Genomic DNA, 20,453 nt, shown 5'->3' on the forward strand with positions numbered 1-20,453 from the left:
AATCAGCTTACTGATAAACCAGCATCGGCAAAGCCGATGTGACAAAAGATCAACAATTGATCACCCCAACTATATTTACCCATATATGTTGCAGTCGCAACATATATTTTGAAGTTTCTTATTCCAAAACCAAACTGACACTTGGTGATTCTAAAGGGATGTTCGATTTTTACTCGAATACTGGCTTTGATATATTCCGTAGGGATGAACTGTTTATTTTTTCTAGGAAATGCCTGCTTTGGGATAGAAAGGCTCAATAACGGCTTCTAGTTGATCCCAAGACATCAACTCATTCATGCGTGCAAGAAAAATTTATTGACGGATTTTACGACGCTTATTGTTGAATTCGCTGTCAGCAAAGGTGAGTTGATGTGACATGGTTAAGACTCAAAGAGTGAGAATAAGATTATCTCGTTAAAGGAACTTATTCGCATGTTCCCTTCCTCTACGCCTCTTTTGCAGTATCGCACTTATTACCTGAATTTAGGATTTGATGAACTTGGTGAGTTTTATTGTTTACTATGTTCCTTACGCCATGTATTTGGAGTCACACCAACAGTTCGGCGAAAAGCCGCTGAAAATTTACTTGGATTTGAATAGCCAATACTGATCGCCACATCGGTGATACTTACGTTCCCTTGACATAATAAGCGCTTAGCGTATTCCATCCTACGCAAGGTAAAATACACATAAGGCGTGTACCCTATGGCCATGGAAAATGAACGAGTAAAACTTCGAGTATCTTGTCCAACTAATGTGGCTAATTCAGTCACACTGACATCACTGCACACTCTACTTTCGATATAATCAAGTACGGTTTCAAGGTGTCGCTTACTTAAAGAGTAAACCGATTTTTGCGACATCGGTTTATATTCAGCATTACTCAAGTGCTGGAGAATCACATTCAGACCTTGTTCAAAAAAGGCACTTGATAGCCCATGCAGTTCTGCATCACGCCATAATGCATTCATAACCGAACTAAGATACACATCTTTATGCAATTGAGAGGCTGCTGGAATAAAATCTTCCGTTGTATAAGTATGTTCTGTAAGAGAATTTAAAACGCTCAAATTCACAGCAATACCTAGCATTTCGGTGCCGGGGAAAGAACCAAAAACTGACGTGTTTGGCAAAGCCATAGTGAAAGTGCCAGGACGTAATACACCCTCAAGTGATGGCCCTTCCCCAGATCGATGCATCCTCCCAATATTTGCAGTACACAGTGTTAACATTAAAAAAGGTGCCGCCTCAAACTCACCTTCAAACGGAGAAAAACGTGCATGGGCAAGCATTGCCATGCCTCCCTGGTCGGACACTGAAATAGAAGGTGTTGCATCTAATTCGGTCATTCTGGCATTAAAATCGTCAACTTCATTTAACCAACTATCAGATTCTTTTCTCTGCATATTATCGACCTGAGACATCATTTAATTATCCCCTTTTTTGGAGTATTTCTATGCTATTGGAGTAGTCAGCAGCTAAAAATCGATGTTAATCTAATTGATAAGCATTATCAATTAGATTATTTGGAGAAGTTCATGATTCAACCGGAAGCCCTAAGAAAGCTGTTATTACCACTTGTGCTAGTGAGTGAAGTCGTAGCAGCAAATAACGATACTCAAACCATCAATTTAGACCCTATCATTATTAAATCTGAAATACTCAACAAAACAGCACAGGAAAGTGCACAAAGTGTTGAAATATATGATGAAGAAACCCTTGAAACTCAAGCAGGGCTTAATACGACTAGAGATGTTTTAGAAACCACTTCCAATGTTTCTATTGTCGAAGGCACAGGAACCGCAGCAACCGTTCGAGGCATTGACGGAACAGGTGCGGCCCAAAATGCAGTCTCAATTTTTGCCGGAGGAAGACCGCGACTTAGCTACGAAATAGATAACAGACCTCTTTCTTTTAATGAATTATCGTATAGCGATTTCAGCTTATTCGACGTAGAAACAGTCGAAGTATTACTCGGTGCCCAAAGCTCTTTAGTAGGCCGAAATGCAATGGCAGGGACGATCAGCATTCACACAAACGATCCAGTATACGAAGACGAAACCATTTTGCGTGCCGCTGCCGGAAATTACGATGCACAAGAACTGTCCGCAGCAGTTAACAGAACCATTGGTGATGATGACACCATGGCTTACCGTTTGTCTGCAGACGTAAAAGAAAGAGATTCTACGGTTGAATACGGATCAACAGATAATGTAGATGATGTTAGTCGGTATAAAAGTGTGAACCTAAGAGGTAAGTTACTGATAGAACCAGATTCAGAAGACAACAAACGATTACTTTTAGGGGGATCTCATACAAACTACGCTGGACCACACCTAGAACTCGTAGCAGATCCTTACGAAGACAGAAAAGCCTCTGTTTTTGATGGACAGGCTTATCATAAAACTATCGCTAACACGGTATCCTTGGATTATTCACAAGATTTAAGCTCTGAACTTTCCCTTCAGTTAAATACATCAATAACAGACACTGAGTTCACACGTACAGCAGATACGAATTCAACCAACACCACAATTGATACAAGTGAAATAGTATTAGAGCCTCGACTCTATTACGACAACGATGAGCTTAGCATCGTCACAGGGCTCTATCTGTATCGTGCACGAGAGGAACAATATTCTGAGCTTTACAGCTTTGGCGACCTCCACTATAAAGATGATACCGACACGTTCAGTGCGTATTCTGAAGGTGCATTTAACTTATCAGATAAGACAACCCTATCAATGGGACTGCGTTACGAGAAAGAATCAAGACAACGCTATGGCGGTAGTTACAGCTACACAACTGGCGTGACAGCAGATGATTTTGATCATGATGAAGATTACTCAGAAATCTTACCTAAAATCGGTATTAACTGGCAGCAATCTGCAACAGTCAATTGGGGAGCACAAATATCAAAAGGCTACAATGCTGGCGGTGCAGGCTGGGCATTAGACGGATCCTCCGTTGTCAATTATGAATATGACGAAGAAACGTCTTGGACTTATGAAATCTACAGCCGCCAACAGCTTTTAGAAGGCAAACTAAGCAGTAGCCAAAACCTTTTCTACTCTCGCTATAAAGACCTGCAACTGGCCTATAGCACGACAGGAGATTGGGACAATGACAATTCATATTTAATCGCCAATGTAGACAAGGTAAATACTTGGGGCTTTGAACAAAGCTTAACAGCAATACTTTCTGAGGAGTTGACACTATCAGGCAGCTTAGGGTTACTAAATACTGAAATTGTTGAATTTTCTAGTGACACCAGTTTAGAAGGTAATGACCTTGCGATTGCACCTTCCGTTACCTCCAGCATCAGTCTAGATTGGCACAAAGACAATTGGACAACCAACCTAAACCTTCGTTATTCCGGTGCGTATTACACCTACCCAAATAACCAATCAGCCTCAAAAACAGATGCTTATGTTGTCGCTAATGCAAGAGCTAGCTACCAAATGGGTGATGCTAACTGGTTCGCTAGCATAGACAACTTATTCGATGAAGACGCCATTATCTATCAACGCTCAACGTCAGCCGTATTGTTACAACCACGCACTTTCCTAGTGGGAGTGGAATACGCACTTTAACTTTAGGCCTAAAACATCAGTAATTCGATCAAGAAGGTGCAAATAACCTGTTTTATCAAAACATTAAGAAAGCCAGTTACTTGCACCCTATTGAACTGACACTTAAATGTCTACCAAACAGTCAAGATGGAGTTTTGAACGTGAATGATAATGACCTAAACCTAAATATGACAAACTCAAACACAAAAAATCATGTGTTCAAATTAGCCGCTACATTAGCAAGCAGCCACCTTTTTGAAGACTACATGATTTATGAAAAAGACGGTGAATGCTGGTTCGGTGGGGGTATCGAGCGCTCGGTGACTTTATATGCAGACCGTTTAGAGTCTAGCTATAACGGTCAATCATCAGTAGTAGAAGTTGCAGACAAAACACTGTTTGAATTGCTCAACACGGAACTGTCTTCATGGGAAGGTGCTTGGCAAGCAAACGGATGGGCCTGCTTCGAACTGGCATACGCTTTAAATGACCCCAGTGTTCTTAATGACGATGAACAAGCCGGAAAAGTCCCCCTGCTGTTTTTATCCCAACCTAAAGCGATCGTATCATTAGGCCAACAATCCCCTGAAATACAAACCCAAGACGAAACCCTAAAGCAAAAAATCAACGAACTCCTAAACACTCCCAAAGAATTTAACGCCTCAGCCAATGGCGTCTCCATTCCAGACAGCGAAGAATATAAACAATGGGTCAATAGCTCATTAACCGAAATAGAAAAAGGCACATTAGAAAAAGTCATTTTATCCAGAAAGCTAAAATTGGACTTTTCACCTGACTTTGTTGCCACTTGGTTACGTGGTCGCACAGAGAATACACCAGCTCGATCTTTTTCACTAAATTTAGGCGGTTGGCAAGCCAGTGGCTTTAGCCCAGAGCTCGTTATGTCTGTTGATAAAAACCGTATTGTCACGACAGAACCTCTTGCCGGAACTCGTCGTAGAGATGGCATTCTTGCAGAAGACCTCTCTCGTTTCAACGAGCTATACAGAGACCCAAAAGAAACACATGAACACGCCATTTCAGTCTACTTAGCGACAAATGAGCTAAAAGCTGTCTGCAATGAACCTTCCATTGTTGTTCGTCAGTTCATGGAGCGAAAGGAAAGAGGGTCTGTTCAACATCTTGCATCGACAGTATGTGGTGAATTGAAAGATGAATTGAACCCATGGGATGCATTCGCAAGCCTATTCCCTTCTGTTACCGCTTCAGGAATCCCCAAAAAACCGGCCTTTAAAGAAATACGTCGTAATGAAGTTGAAAGTAGAGGCCTGTACGCGGGAGCCATTCTACGTATCAGCCATGATGGCACCTTCGACGCGGCGCTGGTACTGAGAAGTTTGTTAGGCCATAAGGGTAAATCCTGGTTGCAAGCTGGTGCAGGCATCGTCAGTCACTCTACTCCTGAGCGAGAGCTGACTGAGACAACGGAGAAGCTAAGCAGTGTTGCTCCTTGGGTCATGAAGCAAATGGCATAGTTCAAGCCATTTGCTTCATGACAGGTTCCAATAGCTAACACATTCTTAATTAAGGGATATAAATAGTGAAAGACTCAAACGCACCAGAAATTTTTGATTTGATTGGGGTCGGATGTGGCCCATCAAATCTAGCTTTAGCCATCGCATTAGACGAACAAGAACAAAATCTAAACACCGTATTTTTAGAAAAACAAGTGGACTACAGCTGGCATGGCAATACCATTACAGGTAATAGCTATTTACAAATTTCATTTCTTAAAGACCTTGTCTCCTTTCGAAATCCAATGAGCTATTACAGCTTTATTAACTATTTAAAAGTGCACAACCGCTTACACGATTTCACTAACCTTGGCACCTTTTACCCTAGCCGATTAGAGTTCAATGACTACATACGCTGGGTCGCTAAACAGTTCTCTCATCAATGCCAATACGATGCAGAAGTCATTGCGATTGAACCGATCAAAACAGGCGATACTGTCACGTCATTGAATGTACTTTCTCGTGACCATGATGGCAAAGAAACCTCTCGCATCACTCGCTCACTGGTCGTTGGCACAGGCGGAAAACCTTACATTCCAGAGCCTTTTAAAACCTTAAAAACCGACTCACGCGTTTTTCACCACTCTACTTATTTAAAGTCTGTAAAACTTAAAACCTGTAACACAGAAAAAAGAGTGTCCATTGTCGGTGGAGGACAAAGTGCGGCAGAAGCATTCCTAGATATTTATGAGAATGACCCATCTATAAAAATTGATTTGATCGTCAGAGGTTCATCATTGAAGCCTTCAGACTCAAGCCCTTTTGTTAATGAGATATTCGCGCCGAAAGCAACAGATGCCATGTTCAACATGACAGACCATCACCGCGCCGAAACACTGAAAGAGTACCATCACACAAATTACGCTGCGATCGATCTGCCAATGATCGAACAGATATACAGCATTTTATACAAACAAAAAATCACCGGTGATATTCGCCACAGACTTTTGCTTAATACGAGTGTTGAAGCCTCTAGCGCTCAAGAAAATGGCATTTCACTAAACATCATCAACTCATCGAATGGTTCATCCGAAAGCAATGTTTATGACCAGGTTATTTTGGCCACGGGTTACGAGCGTAATGCACACCGAGAGCTGCTTTCCTCTCTATCTGATTATACAAAAGATTTTGAAGCCGATAGAGACTACCGACTGCTGTCTGACCCGCGTCTTCAAACGCCTATTTATCTACAGGGTTATTGTGAACACAGTCATGGGATTAGTGACACCTTACTTTCCATACTGGCAACACGATCAGGAGAGATCACCACGTCTCTATACAACGCCCTAAATTCAACCAATAAGTAAAAAGAAGTGTCTAGCGCTCTTATCTGACCATCCCAAGATCATGCTAATAAACGGTCAGTATGAGTAGGCAGTTCCCATGCCGACTCAAGAGCCCATTGCTGTTTAAAACCAGAGCTCTCTTTTACAACAAGGCTTAATGACAATGAATATCGCACAAAGGCAATTACTGCTAAAACGGTTAGCTAAATCTCGCGGCTTAGATGTATCCACCCATCTAGATCCTTCTAGAAACATACCGCATTTAGAAAATACGCTGTCAGTGCCTCTTTCTCACGCCCAAGAAAGAATGTGGTTTCTTCATCAATTAGACCCTAGCTCATCGGCCTACAATGTATGCGTTCTTTGGCACTTTAAAGGGCCGCTAGACCACAAAGCACTTAAAGAAAGCGCTGTTCGAATTTCCATGCAGCACAGTATTTTTAGGACGCTTTACTATACCAATGACGAGGGTAACTCTAGACAAAAAATAGTGCCAAGCTTACCGCCTGAATGGCACACAGAAGACCTGAGAAAGTACGAGAAAAAAGAGCAAAATGAAAAGCTCAATGCGATTGCTCAAAAAGCCAGCACAGACCCTTTTGATTTAACCCAAAAAAGTGGCTTACGCTTAATACTCACCGCTCTTGATGATGATTATCATGTGTTGGTTATGATCGGCCAGCATATTGCGTGGGACGGCCCGTCATTCGGCATTTTTTCCAATGAGCTTGCCCATGGCTATACCTTATCCCTAAAAAACGACACACCTAATCAGTCATCGACGCCATTACAATACGTAGATTTTGCTAACTGGCACCGTCAACAATGGCAAACCAACACAGAAAAACGCGAGACGGCCCTAGCCTTCTGGCAAAAAGAGCTTTCACCATTACCCGAAAAGCTAGACTTCCCTACTGACTTTGTTCGCACAGCAGGGAATGATGAGTCTGGTGGCTGGTGCAGCACAAATTTAGACAAGACCACAACGGCCTCTTTGCAGAAACTGTGTGCTGAAGAGCAGGTTACCCCTTTCGAAATTTTAATCACCACGATTGCTATTCTTATCACTCGCCTAGCACGGGCCTCTGAAATAACCATTGGCACTGTTGCCTCTCACCGCAACATGCCGGAGCTAAATGATGTAATCGGCAACTTTGGTAACGTGGTTCCTATTCGTTTAAAGGTATCACCAAGTTTTAGCTTTCGTCAGCAATTACAACAGTGCGCCAAAGTCTGTCGTGTGGCCTTTTCAAACTCAGACATTCCATTTGAACATTTATTAGAACAACTGGATGTACCTCGTGGAGAATCCTCTAATCCTTTATTAGATACCATGGTGACCTTCTTAGCCCACGGTATGAAACCACCAGAGATGGATGGCTTAAATGTAGAATGGCGCAAGCACTTTAATGGTACAACTCAGACCGATTTATCCTTCGACGCCTTATTGCAAAACGACTGCTTACAGATACAAGCCACTTGGAGAAAGTCTCTTTTCCACGCCGACACCATACCAAAGCATTTGCAACGTTTGGCAAATTTACTGCGTACATTTGCTAACACTCCTGATCAGACTATCGCCGCAGAAAGTCTATTACTCAAAGAAGAATACAGTCAGCTTATTGACTCATGGGGACACCGCCCAGCGCTCTCGAAAAAAGCGCCAACCGTCATTGATTGGTTTGAAAACATAGTCAATGAAAAGCCAAAAGACATTGCGGTTTACCAAACTCGCGCACTGAAAAAACAAGATAAAAAAGACGCCACAAAACCCGAAGAAAAATTGGATTTTGAAACCTTAAATGCACGAGCAAATGCTTTAGCTCGCTGGCTCATCAAGCAAAATATCGGGCCAGAAAAACAAATCGCTATTTGCTTACCTCGTGAAAAAGACTGGTTTGTTGCCATGCTAGCCATCTTAAAAGCAGGCGCCTCTTTTATCCCTATTGATCCAAATTACCCAAGCGATTACATAGACAGAGTGGTTCGCCTTGCGGAACCATCCTTCATATTTATTAATAAACAAGCATCGACAGAAAGCGCTTTGACAGACGCCATCACACAGCAAAGTGGCAAACTTGTCGACCTTCATACTGCCGAAGCGGCCGCGATGGAAGAAGGCTTATCCAACACCAACGTATTGGACAATGAGCGTCTCGAAAAACTGTTACCAGAACACCCTGTGTATACGGTCTTCACTTCTGGTTCCAGCGGTCAACCCAAAGGGGTTGTCATCCCTCATTCCGCCTTAGCCAACTTACTTAGCAGTCATAAACAAGACCTTTATGAAGCCGCCATAAAGCGCACAGGTCGAAGCACCCTACGAGTAGGCCACGCATGGTCATTGGCTTTCGATGCCTCTTGGCAGCCTAATTTATGGATGTTTGAAGGCCATGAATTGCACTTATTTGATACCGACGTCATGCAGGACCCTATTGCTCTGGCCCAAGAAATCATTCAAAGGAAACTGGATTTTATCGAGCTAACACCGGGCATGTTAGACGAAGTTCTGCCTTGGTTAGAATCCGGGGTTACCTTACCAAGTGGCGAATACCTAGCAGGCCATATCCCAGCCTTACTTGGCTTTGGTGGCGAAGCAGTCAAAGCCCAACTTTGGCAAAAAATGATCGACCTAGAACAGACCACTGGCTTCAACCTGTATGGGCCAACTGAAACCACAGTCGACACCATGATTGCCCGTGCAGAGCCAAACAAATCCCCAAGCATTGGTATGCCAATATGGGGTGCACATGCTTATGTTCTGGACAAAAGTATGCAACTCGCACCACCTGGTATTCCCGGTGAGTTGACCATTTCAGGAGAAGGCTTAGCAAGAGGTTACCTTGGTCGTGGCGACCTTACCGCCAGCCATTTTGTCGCAAACCCTTATGGCGCGCCTGGCTCAAGACTATATCGCACTGGTGACCGTGTCCGTTGGTTACAAGATGGCATGATGGAATACATTGGACGTATTGACGAGCAAATTAAGATTCGAGGTTTCCGTGTAGAACCGTTAGAAGTAGAAGCCTCTGTCGAAAGGATTATTCAATTACCTTGTGCAATTGTCGTCAAAAAGCACAACAACAAGGTTCAACTCCTGTGCTTTTATGAGCTAAGCAATCAAACTAATGAGGCAGACATTTCCCAATCTCTGCAAAACAAATGCGCTAGCTCCCTACCAGACCACCTAATGCCTAAACATTTCATGGGCATTGAGAAATTACCACGCTTGCCAAATGGCAAAATTGACCGTCGCTCTTTGCCCGATATCACCTTATCAGATAGCCATATTGGACGAGAGCCAAGCACAGAACTAGAACATACTTTGTGTGCTCTTTTCGCTGATGTATTGGGTCTTAAGAAAATAGGTGTTGATGACAGCTTTTTCGAATTAGGCGGGGACAGTATTTCCGTTATCCGACTCGTCAGTTTGGCTCGTCGGAAAAACATGCTGTTGTCAGCAAGACAAGTTTTCACCGCCCGTAGCGTGGCCAAAATTGCCCTTGAATTGGAACAAAGCAATACAACCAAGCTTAAAACCCCAAATCAGACCTCAAACAACAAAAACGATAAGGCCAACCAGTTAGCAAAGCAAATGGGCTTACCACTTCATAGCTTACTGCCTGTACTTCTCGCCACAGCAGGCGTTAGTACAGGGCTTATTGCCACCAATAAGCAAGGCAATGTTAACCTTAAAATCCAGCAAACAAAGTGCCTCTCTACGCAAAACGATCAAGCGCTATCGATTATGCTGTCTAAGCTCGGGACTGAGTTTACGCACAGCAAACAACTTAGTGCGAAAATTAGAGATTGGTGCTGGCAAATTGCTCGTTCAGAATTCGGTATCAACCTTGAAGATCAAGCGGCTACTCACACAATAAACCGTGAGCAAACGCATGATTTCGAGTTTCGTTTCCTCAACCCCTTTGCCACAGCCGATGAAGCAGAAACAGAGCTCAACCAACGCCATCAGCAAGTAAGCACTGATACCAACAACACAATGGTCAGTATTTTTGCCTACAACCTGCAAGAAGATCCAGAACAGAAATTGCATTTTGCGGCATTCACAGAATCTTCTAAAATAAGCGACTCAGCGCTTAACAAGCTGCTTGCAGAGTACCAAAGAGTCATCCAATTGTTATCAACAGCAGCGGATCAAGAAGCCTCTTTAACAGACTTATTACCAGCAAATTCAAGCACCAAAATCACCACCCCCTTACAACGAAAGATGGTTCTAAACTGCGATGATGAAAATGACCCTTGGACCATCCAATTAGAGCTAACACTCACATCATCGTTAGACTCTAAGCATGTTGAAACCACCCTAGAGCGTAATACCCGTCATTTATTAAATAAACATGACGTATTGCGTTCTGGTTATTTCAATAATGGCGAGAAAACCTTTATAGCAGAAGACTTACAGCCTGATTGGCAGTATGAAGACTGGAGCCACTTAACAAAAGCGGATCAAAACAAAAAAATCAATGCGTTCAGAGAAGAGTGGGAATCTTACAGATTCACACTCCACCAGCCACCGCTCATTCGATTCATGCTCATTCGTTTAACAAACGGTGATCTTTTAACAGGCAATGAATGGCTACTCTTCATTAATTCCCACCACCTGTTATTGGATGGTTGGTCAACACCACGCCTGTTACACGAGCTACTCAATGATGCAGATGATATTGATGCACAAGTCGCACCTACACTGGCTTGGGCGGATTATTTAAGCTGGTTACAAGAACAAGATAAAAGCCAATCTTGGTTGTACTGGAATCGTGAACTAGACAGCATAAAAACACCGTCTGTCATTGCACCAGAACGCCAAAGCCGTACGCCAACACAAGACATATCGGAAGTATTAAGCTCCTCAAAAAATACTTCACTGATCGCAACGGCCAATAAAATAAACACCCCTCAAGCGGCACTTTTCCAACTCGCTTGGGCTCGCACTATCTCCACCTCTTTAGCCCAAAAAGACGTTGTCTTTGGCTTGTTCGACTCAGGCAGAGCCTTAAACCTAGAGGGCATAGAATCACTCGTCGGCATGCTTGTACAAGTTGTTCCTATACGGATTAACACAGCCGATAAAACACCGATAAGCGAACAGTTAAAAGAGCTACAAACGAAAAAATTTGAGTGGCAATCACTGGTGCCGATTCATCTTGACCACCTTACGGCAACAGAAAAACACGGTGAGTTTTTTGATACCTTGCTAGTGATAGAAAACGCACTAGAAGGCGATGCAGAAATAACGCGCGCCTCTCCAAATGCAAAACAACAAACAACCACTGTCGCCAAGATCACCAACCAACGCTGGCGTGACTCGATTGCCCAAAGTCTTGGATTGTTTGTCTACCCTGGCAAGGAGCTAACGCTTCGACTGTGTTATGACCCCATTGCGCTGAACCACCAATTTGCGCAAGAAGTGTTGCTCAGCTTTAAAACACATTTGGATGACATAACACAGGAAATAAACGCAGAGACAACATCAAAAGATGAGTCCACAACACCTCGAATAACCACACCATGATCACGGAGAAATTAACATGAGTGACAGTATTTTTGACGATGAGTCGATTTTATTTTTAATTCTAATAAATGATCAAAAACAGTATTCGATCTGGCCAAACATTCTCCCAATTCCTGATGGTTGGTTGGCTGATAACGGCCCGATGTCTCGCAAAAAATGCATGGACTGGCTCGAAGCCAATTGGACTGATTTACGCCCTATTCAATCTCAAGAAGAGAAAGCTGTCTGATGGATCAATTAATCACCTCCCCTAACCAATCAGGGGACACACTACATGGCCGTTTTGAACAACAAGTACAGATTAGGCCCGATAAAATAGCGGTGAGTTACCAAGACCAGCAACTCACCTATAAACAGCTAGATGTATTAGCAAAAGCACACAGTGAAGAGCTTATCAGCCGTGGCATTCAGCCGGGCGATATGGTGGCCGTCATGCTTTCAAGAAGCGTCGACCTTATTGTGCACATTATTGCTGTCTTGAAGACTGGCGCTTGCTATGTCCCTATTGACCCTAATTACCCTGCAGATCGAGTGGAATGGGTTATAGAAACCAGCAACCCTGTCTGTTTCATTAGCCGCCGTGAGTTGTGCCAGAACGTATGGCCTGAGCAACGTCCTTCTCAGCTAAAAGAACGCTGTTATTTCATTGAATCGGCTCCTCAAGTCAATGTAAACAATCCCCAAGCATCTACTGATACACCTTCCAAACAAAAGACAGAAAATAACCCGTACTCTGACCTGGCTTATGTAATTTTCACATCCGGTTCCACAGGGAAACCCAAAGGCGTCATGGTTGGTCACAGTCAGGTCATTAGCTTGCTAGATGCAGTCACCCCCATGTTAGCCAACGACCATAATGATGTGTGGACACTGTTTCACTCCTTTGCCTTTGATTTCTCAGTCTGGGAAATATGGGGAGCACTCACTACTGGGGCGCGTCTATGCATTGTTGCTCAGGAATCCACATGGTCAGCAGATGCTTTCTTAGCCTTATTAAAGCAAGAACAAGTCACCATTCTAAACCAAACCCCTTCTGCTTTTTACGCGTTGACGGCTGCGGTCAATGACGCACATACCAAAACAGGGGCAAGACAAACACTGTCATTACGCAGTGTGATCTTTGGTGGTGAAGCACTCAATCTCAACAAACTGAATGCATGGTGGAAACATTACCCTGAAGGCGCACCACGATTAATAAACATGTATGGCATTACAGAAACCACTGTACATGTCACTTGGTTAGAGCTTTCTAAAACGCTCTCTAATAATGATTCAAGCCCTATTGGCCATGCACTCACAGGCCTGCAAGTTCACCTGCTCAATGAAAAGCTAGAGCGAGTCAACGAAGGTGAAGTGGGCGAAATATTTGTCAGTGGAAAGCAATTGGCGATCGGCTATTTGAAGCAAGCGGGATTATCTGCGAGTCGCTTTGTCGCTAGCCCTTTCCATAAGGGCCAACGCTTGTATCGCTCGGGTGATCTGGCCATGTGGCAGGATGGACAGCTTTTTTATCAGGGACGAGCAGATCGACAATTAAAAATCCGAGGTTTTCGTATTGAACCCGGTGAAATTGAATCGGCTATGGAGTCACATCCTGCCGTACAAAATTGCGCTGTTATACCAAAGCCTGAAAAAGATGGCTCATCACCAAAAAGCTTGATCGCATTTTTGATTGCCACAAAAGCCCCTGACACTGAAATGAATTCAAAAGACACGCTCTCAGCACTTAGAAATCATGCAATAAGCCTGCTGCCAGCGCACTATATTCCGACCGAATATGTCTTTCTTTCCTCTTACCCACTTACCGTCAATGGCAAGCTTGATCAGGCCGCCTTATTAGAGGTCTGGCAACAAAAATCAAACGCCCCAACCGCTCATGAAAATCGTATGGCGCTTCTTCAAAGTAAGTTAGCCAAACTCCAACAAAACAACGCCCAAAAGGAGACAGAATAATGCCTGATTCCCAAACAGTATTACATGAAATTACGGTGCTTTTAGCACAAAAAATCAATGTGAAAGCAGACAGCATTTCCCCTAATGACAACCTTTACGCATTAGGTCTAGATTCCATCTCCCTAATGGGGATTGTGGCTCACTGGCGTGCGCAAGGCTATCTCCTGAATTTCACCGAGTTGTCATCCAAACCCTGTGTGAAGGACTGGGTTAATATACTAACTAACGCCAAAGACCCTGAGCACTCTTCTGCTCCTAAAGCCACACAAAAAATCGCTTCAACACCAACCGAAAAAACATTTTCACTTGCCCCAATGCAACAAGCCTACTGGTTAGGTCGCAACCCAGAACAACCTCTTGGTGGCGTCTCTGCGCATTTATATACCGAGTTTGAAAGCGTCAACCAAATAGTCCCCGAAAACCTTGAAAAGGCTTTAAATAAGTTAGCTGAACGCCATTCTTCTCTCAGATTAATGGTGACCCGAGATGGCCAACAAATTCACAAATTAAGTAAAAACAGCACACCTATTCCATTATCGATTAATGACTTACGTGAAAAAGACGCCGCCACAATTGAGCAAACACTAGAAAATACACGCCAGCGGCTTTCATCACAGATACTCGATATTGAAAATGGTGAAGTGCTTGCCATTGCCTTGAGCCAATTACCCAATGGTGGCAGCCGATTGCACCTAGATGTGGACATGGTGGCCGCCGATGCCGTGAGTTACCGAGTACTGCTACGTGAACTGGCCATGCTCTATAAAAACCTAGAAATCGAACTTGCTGAACTTCCTATGAGCTTCAGAGATTGTCGTCACAATATAGAACAGAGCTATTCAGACGTGAAAAAGCGCTCTGGTAAATGGTGGAATAATCGCCTTCACCAAATGCCTGAAGGCCCAAAACTTCCGTTAAAAACCAGCCTATTCGAAACAAAGAATGCTCAGCCACATACCACAAGACGTCACTTTTATTTTGATGCCAAACTGCGTGATCAGCTTTATCAAGTATGTCGTGAACACAGCCTTACACCGGCTACTGTCTTAGCAACGGTGTTAGCAGAAACACTCGCCGGCTGGAGCAGTAACTCACACTTCCTTATTAATGTGCCTTTATTCCTTCGCCCAATCGATGGACCTGATCTATCAGGCGTTGTCGGTGATTTCAGTAGCTCAATCATGCTCGAAGTGAATTTAAGCGAAGTAGAAACATTCCTTGATCGTGCCAAAACAATCCAGTCACAACTGCATGAAGACGCCTCCTATGCGGACTATCACGGCGTTCAAGTATTACGTGATATGGGCCGCTTAAAAGGCCATCAGGTTACCGCACCCATTGTCTTTACCAGTGCTTTAAACCTTGGAGAACTATTTGAACCTGTTGTACGAGAAGTCTTTGGCGACCCAATATGGATCATCTCTCAAGGCCCTCAAGTATTACTGGATACCCAAATAACCGAACTGGATGGTGGCTTACTGCTCAACTGGGACTGTCGAGAAGACATGTTTATTGATGGTGTCTTAGATGCCATGTTTGAATTTTTCCACACCTCTGTTCTTGCCCTTGCGAATAAACCCGACACTTGGTCTCAGTGCCTATCCGATAATTTACCGAGCGAGAGAGTACAAGCCGAAGCAAGCCGCAACGAAATGCTAGTACCTAAACAAGAAGCGGTTTTACCAACCACCACAACAGAAAAAGCGGTTGCCTCAATATGGTCAGAAACCATTGGCTTTAAAACAGATGACATCAACCTCAATTTGTTTGCCTCTGGTGGTGACTCCGTTTTAGCCACAACGCTAGTAGCAAAACTAAGGGATGTTTTTGGCGTCGACGCCATTGACCTTAAAGCCCTGTTTAACGCCCCAAGCATTGCTGGTGTAGTCAGCTCTCTCATTGCTACATGTGGCAATGAAATGGTGAATGAAATCGCAACGTTCTATTGCGAAATCATTGAGTTAGATGATGAAAGTATCAAAGCAGAATTAGAAGGCACTTTATTATGAATGCGGCATTAGATGGACTTACTCCGTGGCCAGAAGAATTGGCAGAAACCTATTGCAAAGGCGGTTGTTGGCAAAAGCAAAACCTGGCCAGCTGGTTTACTGAGAAAGTCTCCAACAAAGAAAACATTGTACTCAGTGGACTGGGAATAGATGGTAAGCCTCAGGACCTCACAGGCAAGGAACTACACCTTTGCGTGCAGGCACTTGCGCAAGGCTTGGCGAAACTAAACATTCAACCCAGTGAGAAAGTGGTATTACAAATGGGTAATACCAATAGCTTTGTTATTACCTTGTTTGCACTGTTTGAACTGGGAGCCATTCCTGTGATGGCACTGCCTGGTCATAGATATAGAGAAATAGAACATTTCCTTAACCTAACCAAGGCTCGCACCTGGATTGCAGGAGACAATGAAGAAAACTCTCCTATTCCAGACTTGGCCGTTAAGCTAAAAGAAGGGGTTCCGAGCTTACAAAATATCATTCTTGATAAACAAGATACCGGCCCGTTTCACTCATTAGGGTCCTTACTGGAAAACAACGAAATACTTGAAAGCACCAATCTCGGTCATGCTGCTGACCCAGCAGGAATAGCCGTATTGTTATGCTCAGGTGGCACAACTGGATTACCTAAACTGATTCCCCGAACGCATCGTGATTATCTATTCAATGCAAAAGCCAGCGCTGAAGTATGTGAATTAGATGAAAAGGATGGCTATTTAGTCGCATTACCAGCAGGACACAACTTCCCATTGGCTTGCCCGGGGATTTTAGGCGCCTTCGAACAAGGTGCGAGAGTGGTTATGTGTCCTTCTCCTAGCCCAGACATTGCCTACCAATGGATCACAGATACCAATGCCACTGTTACCGCCCTCGTCCCTCCCCTAGTTCGAGTATGGCTACAAAATGCAGAGCTTGGCTTTGAAACCCCAAGCACATTGAGATTGCTGCAAGTAGGTGGATCACGCCTAGACGCAGATTTAGCCCAACGCATTCCGAATGAATTAGGCTGCAAATTACAGCAAGTATTCGGCATGGCCGAAGGCCTATTAAACTTCACTCGCAGTAAAGACCCAGATCTTTTGGTACAAAAAACACAAGGTCGACCTTTATCTGAGCTGGATGAAATTCGAATAGTAGATAACCAAGGGCAAGACGTACCAAGTGGCCAACGAGGCGAACTGTGGACAAGAGGCCCTTACACCTTAAGAGGTTATTACAAGGACCAAAAAGCAAACGATTCTTCATTTTCGGCAGATGGTTATTACAAATCAGGCGACCTCGTCCGCCGTTTAAGTTCTGGTCACCTTATTGTTGAGGGACGTATAAAAGAAGTCATTCGCAGAGGCGCAGAGACCATACCAGCAGAATCTCTCGAAACGCACCTAAGCCTACATTCAGAGATTAAAGCCGCCGCGGTGATTGGACTACCTTGTGAACGTTTAGGACAACAAGTATGCGCCGTACTGGTTAACCAAAAAGAGACAGGCCCAACACTGACACTAAATGAAGTCCGCCATTTCTTAATTGAAGAAGGCGTTGCGCATTTTATGCTGCCCGATTCAATCGAATATGTGCCTGAACTCCCTTTTACTGCAGTAGGCAAAGTGGCCTACCAACAATTGATCTCAACATTTTCTAACCCTTCTCCTAAGACCACACATTAAGGAATGTTTCTATTATGACAAATGACACTTTAAGCAGGTCGTTCTCCCAAACTAAGGGTTCTAAAGTTGCTCAGCCAGAATGGTCAGCCAGCGAATATGAAGAAGGAAATGAAGGGCAATTCCAAGCGGCTTTTAATGCCATGGAATCCATTGATGCTTGGAATACCAGCGACAAAGGCTATGCCGCCGATATTGGTTGTGGCAGTGGCCGACTAGTGGAAGCACTGGCTCGTCATGGGGGCTGGAAAGTAGATGCAAAAGATGTGTCCCAGTCTATGATCGACGCCGTTATAAAACGCTGTGAAGGTTTACCCGTTACCGCCAGTGTGTGTGACGCCAGAGACCTATCATTGGACAAAAATAAGTACGCGCTTGTGTCTAGTTGCTGGATGCTGCATTGGCTTGAAAACACAACCAACACATTGGAGCAAATGGTCAACGCACTTATCCCATCTGGCAACTTAGTACTGCAATGGAGTTGTGGACAACCTAGATCCGAAGGGTTTCTGTTACGAGACACACTGCAAGAAGTTTTCGACCGCCCAAAATGGGCCGAACGATTAAAATCTGCACCACTGGCAATGTATCACCACCCAATAGAAGAAATGAGTAGCCTGCTTGAGAGTATGGGGCTAGAAATCGTTTCTACCCGCGAAAATATCCTTATCAGTGGCGGCGAAAATATTGCCGGCCTAAAACGCTCACTACGTTCCGCTGCCTTTGCCGCGCAAACCGTTGTATTGGGTGACGATGTAGATGAACTGATCGATGAAAGTTTGCACTTATTAAACGAACGAAATGCGCTGCATATCTCAAACACAGAAATCATTGCTCGAAAACCTGACTAAAAATGCCATCGCAATCCGCAACGGTCTAAAAAATATCAGCCCTATCAGCCAACTAAAAAGGAGTTGGCTGACGTTAACTTATGGAGATACTTATGAGCTTATTAGCCCATGAAACCAAACACTGGCCCCTAATGCTCGCTATCGCTAAAGGCAAGCCAACGATGGAACAACATGTGGAGTCATTAACCCATTGGGATAATTGGTTTGCCGATGAAAAACCCATTCATGTAATACGTTTTTTTGATGATGCAGATTCCCTTCATCCGCCTTCAGGTGCTGGCAAAGTGACCAAGACATGGATGAGTGAAGGCGCCAACAATAAATTCCGCACCTTTATAAAACACATGATGATTGTTGTGCCAGAAGACCAATATGAACGCATGAAAAACATGAGCGTCACCAAAGTGTTTGGCATCCCTGGTGGCATATTCCCTTCCACCGATGACGCGTTCGAATGGTTAGCTCAGCAACCTGACACAGATGCTTTTGACCATGATGATGCTTGGCGAAATGGCATACAAGAGACCATCAGAGCACACCTTGCAGAAGAACAACCAAAGTAAAAAATAGCCATGCCACCCCCTAAATTTAGAGGTAAAAAATGACAACATATAAACGCTCTACTTGGTCGTTATTGTTTAGCTTATACGCAACACAATATGTAGGGATTAGCTTTTTATTGGTGGCACTGGTGGCCATTTTACGCAGTCAGGGAATGCCGTTAGAGAAACTAAGTATTGTGTATAGTCTAGGTATTTTCTGGGTATTTAAGTTTCTTTGGGCGCCTTTGATTGACCGTTTTTCATTGCGCAGATTTGGTCATTATCGAACTTGGCTGCTGATTTTACAGGCCGCCATGATGATCAACTTAATTATTCTAGGCTTTTATGATCTCTCAACCGACTTTGTATTAGTCATGTCACTTTGTGCTACCTTCTCATTTTTCTCAGCGACTCAAGATGTGGCGGTGGACGGCTTAGCTTGCCGCCTTCTCGATGTAGACAGCCGTGGAGTGGGGAATGGCATACAGCAAGCTGGCACCATGTTTGGGAGCTTGGTTGGCAGTGGTTTAGTGTTGTCGATTTACCCAACGCTTGGCTGGCTTGGCAGTATGTTGCTTATGGCAGGACTGACCAGTTTCTCTTGGTTTCAACTGCTTTGGTATAAAGAAGCGACGGAACAAGTACGACCGATAATGGGCTATAAACGTTTATTGAGTTTTTGGCGGTACGTATCAAAACCATGGCTGGTGCTTTTGTTTCTGTACCCCATAGGCGGTGGTATGGCGTACGCCATCATTAACCCTATGCTTGTCGATTTAGGCTGGTCTTTAAGTAGCATTGGAACAGCCATATACCTTGTGGCAACCCCATTCGGTATCGTCTCAGCATTAATTGCAGGAAAGCTCATTCAGCTCGTTGGAAGACGCAACGCCCTGCTCGGCTTAATGTCTGCGCAAGCCTTGTTTTTGTTGGTGCTGCTCATTCCTGCTTACGGTGTAAATGAGACACTCCCTGTATACGCCTGCCTTATCACCTATTATATTGTCCACTCCCCGATACCTGCCGTGCTGTTTACCCTAATGATGGATCAAACAGACCCAAAGACACCAGCAACGGATTTCACCATTCAGGCCAGTACGCTCATGTTGATTGGTATCATCACATCTGGCGCAAGCACGGCATTAGCAGGCGCATTCGGCTATATTGCTGTTATCTGGATGGCTTCTGCGATGTGCGTTGTCGCGTTTATTGGCGTATGGTTTCTCGGCACAACGCACAGACTCACAGCACCCACATAGACACTTTAAAAACGACGCAAGGTACTTAAAGGCGGCCTTGCCGCCACTAACGATCATTAAACCTGCATAAATAGAAAATAAAATGGATCATATTCTTGACTGCCGCAGGCTAAAACGATTTAACAACGGCGGAGATGTCTCACACTCACTATTAACCAGCATTCTGATTGCGATACTGACGGTGATGGTATGCTTACTGGTATCTATCCCTGCTGGTTATGCGTTATCCAAGCACAGCATGCCATGTCGTGT

At 44.0% G+C, this 20,453-nt stretch carries 12 protein-coding genes and 2 pseudogenes; 11 read left to right on the plus strand and 3 right to left on the minus strand.

All coding sequences use genetic code 11. The annotated features are described in order from the left end of the window. Nucleotides 1-125 precede the first annotated feature (125 nt). The 3 genes and pseudogenes from I8J31_RS02690 to I8J31_RS02695 all read right to left on the minus strand — a co-directional run. A pseudogene (locus tag I8J31_RS02690) lies at nucleotides 126-227 on the minus strand (IS5/IS1182 family transposase); the annotation flags it as partial. A 4-nt stretch (nucleotides 228-231) separates the two neighbouring features. Beyond that, nucleotides 232-378 (minus strand): annotated as a pseudogene (locus I8J31_RS20820) (IS5/IS1182 family transposase); the annotation flags it as partial. A gap of 131 nt (nucleotides 379-509) precedes the next feature. Beyond that, nucleotides 510-1,427 (minus strand): helix-turn-helix domain-containing protein, encoded by a 918-nt coding sequence (locus tag I8J31_RS02695; RefSeq protein WP_199466766.1) that lies wholly within the window; start codon nucleotides 1,425-1,427, stop codon nucleotides 510-512. 111 nt (nucleotides 1,428-1,538) lie between these two features. On the opposite strand from I8J31_RS02695, the gene I8J31_RS02700 reads away from it, so the two are divergent. The 11 genes from I8J31_RS02700 (at nucleotide 1,539) to I8J31_RS02750 (ending at nucleotide 20,201) form a co-directional block, all read left to right on the plus strand. Next, nucleotides 1,539-3,593 (plus strand): TonB-dependent receptor, encoded by a 2,055-nt coding sequence (locus I8J31_RS02700; protein ID WP_199466767.1) that lies wholly within the window; start codon nucleotides 1,539-1,541, stop codon nucleotides 3,591-3,593. Nucleotides 3,594-3,733: 140 nt separating this feature from the next. Further along, nucleotides 3,734-5,068: a salicylate synthase gene (locus I8J31_RS02705; protein WP_325101162.1), complete on the plus strand. Its 1,335-nt coding sequence runs from the start codon at nucleotides 3,734-3,736 to the stop codon at nucleotides 5,066-5,068. A gap of 65 nt (nucleotides 5,069-5,133) precedes the next feature. After that, the gene (locus tag I8J31_RS02710; protein WP_199466769.1) at nucleotides 5,134-6,414 is read left to right on the plus strand and encodes a SidA/IucD/PvdA family monooxygenase; all 1,281 of its coding nucleotides are present in this window, start codon (nucleotides 5,134-5,136) and stop codon (nucleotides 6,412-6,414) included. Nucleotides 6,415-6,556: 142 nt separating this feature from the next. Beyond that, entirely contained in the window at nucleotides 6,557-11,926 is a 5,370-nt protein-coding gene (locus tag I8J31_RS02715; RefSeq protein WP_199466770.1) for a non-ribosomal peptide synthetase, read from the plus strand. 16 nt (nucleotides 11,927-11,942) lie between these two features. Continuing rightward, on the plus strand, nucleotides 11,943-12,155 hold the full coding sequence (locus I8J31_RS02720; protein WP_199466771.1) for an MbtH family protein: 213 nt from the start codon (nucleotides 11,943-11,945) through the stop codon (nucleotides 12,153-12,155). Next, a complete protein-coding gene (locus tag I8J31_RS02725; protein ID WP_199466772.1) occupies nucleotides 12,155-13,879 on the plus strand; it encodes an amino acid adenylation domain-containing protein in 1,725 nt (574 codons plus the stop codon). The genes I8J31_RS02720 and I8J31_RS02725 overlap by 1 nt, the downstream gene beginning before the upstream one ends. After that, nucleotides 13,879-15,888, plus strand: coding sequence for a condensation domain-containing protein (locus tag I8J31_RS02730; protein ID WP_199466773.1), 2,010 nt, complete (start codon nucleotides 13,879-13,881; stop codon nucleotides 15,886-15,888). The genes I8J31_RS02725 and I8J31_RS02730 overlap by 1 nt, the downstream gene beginning before the upstream one ends. Next, nucleotides 15,885-17,552 carry a (2,3-dihydroxybenzoyl)adenylate synthase gene (locus I8J31_RS02735; protein WP_199466774.1) on the plus strand — a complete coding sequence of 556 codons (1,668 nt, stop codon included), beginning with the start codon at nucleotides 15,885-15,887 and terminating at the stop codon, nucleotides 17,550-17,552. The genes I8J31_RS02730 and I8J31_RS02735 overlap by 4 nt, the downstream gene beginning before the upstream one ends. 14 nt (nucleotides 17,553-17,566) lie before the next feature. Continuing rightward, nucleotides 17,567-18,400 (plus strand): class I SAM-dependent methyltransferase, encoded by an 834-nt coding sequence (locus I8J31_RS02740; protein WP_199466775.1) that lies wholly within the window; start codon nucleotides 17,567-17,569, stop codon nucleotides 18,398-18,400. A 92-nt stretch (nucleotides 18,401-18,492) separates the two neighbouring features. Beyond that, a complete protein-coding gene (locus I8J31_RS02745) occupies nucleotides 18,493-18,963 on the plus strand; it encodes a hypothetical protein (protein ID WP_199466776.1) in 471 nt (156 codons plus the stop codon). 38 nt (nucleotides 18,964-19,001) lie between these two features. Next, nucleotides 19,002-20,201, plus strand: coding sequence for an MFS transporter (locus I8J31_RS02750; RefSeq protein WP_199466777.1), 1,200 nt, complete (start codon nucleotides 19,002-19,004; stop codon nucleotides 20,199-20,201). Nucleotides 20,202-20,453 lie beyond the last annotated feature (252 nt).

The sequence above is a fragment of the Marinomonas transparens genome, assembly GCF_016463975.1.
Classification (GTDB): domain Bacteria; phylum Pseudomonadota; class Gammaproteobacteria; order Pseudomonadales; family Marinomonadaceae; genus Marinomonas; species Marinomonas transparens.

What these genes read in the sequence shown, in the direction of transcription:
- I8J31_RS02695 (WP_199466766.1), bottom strand. Translation starts at nt 1,427, where the DNA reads ATGATGTCTCAGGTCGATAATATGCAGAGAAAAGAATCTGATAGTTGG.
- I8J31_RS02700 (WP_199466767.1), top strand. Translation starts at nt 1,539, where the DNA reads ATGATTCAACCGGAAGCCCTAAGAAAGCTGTTATTACCACTTGTGCTA.
- I8J31_RS02715 (WP_199466770.1), top strand. Translation starts at nt 6,557, where the DNA reads ATGAATATCGCACAAAGGCAATTACTGCTAAAACGGTTAGCTAAATCT.
- I8J31_RS02720 (WP_199466771.1), top strand. Translation starts at nt 11,943, where the DNA reads ATGAGTGACAGTATTTTTGACGATGAGTCGATTTTATTTTTAATTCTA.
- I8J31_RS02725 (WP_199466772.1), top strand. Translation starts at nt 12,155, where the DNA reads ATGGATCAATTAATCACCTCCCCTAACCAATCAGGGGACACACTACAT.
- I8J31_RS02730 (WP_199466773.1), top strand. Translation starts at nt 13,879, where the DNA reads ATGCCTGATTCCCAAACAGTATTACATGAAATTACGGTGCTTTTAGCA.
- I8J31_RS02735 (WP_199466774.1), top strand. Translation starts at nt 15,885, where the DNA reads ATGAATGCGGCATTAGATGGACTTACTCCGTGGCCAGAAGAATTGGCA.
- I8J31_RS02740 (WP_199466775.1), top strand. Translation starts at nt 17,567, where the DNA reads ATGACAAATGACACTTTAAGCAGGTCGTTCTCCCAAACTAAGGGTTCT.
- I8J31_RS02745 (WP_199466776.1), top strand. Translation starts at nt 18,493, where the DNA reads ATGAGCTTATTAGCCCATGAAACCAAACACTGGCCCCTAATGCTCGCT.
- I8J31_RS02750 (WP_199466777.1), top strand. Translation starts at nt 19,002, where the DNA reads ATGACAACATATAAACGCTCTACTTGGTCGTTATTGTTTAGCTTATAC.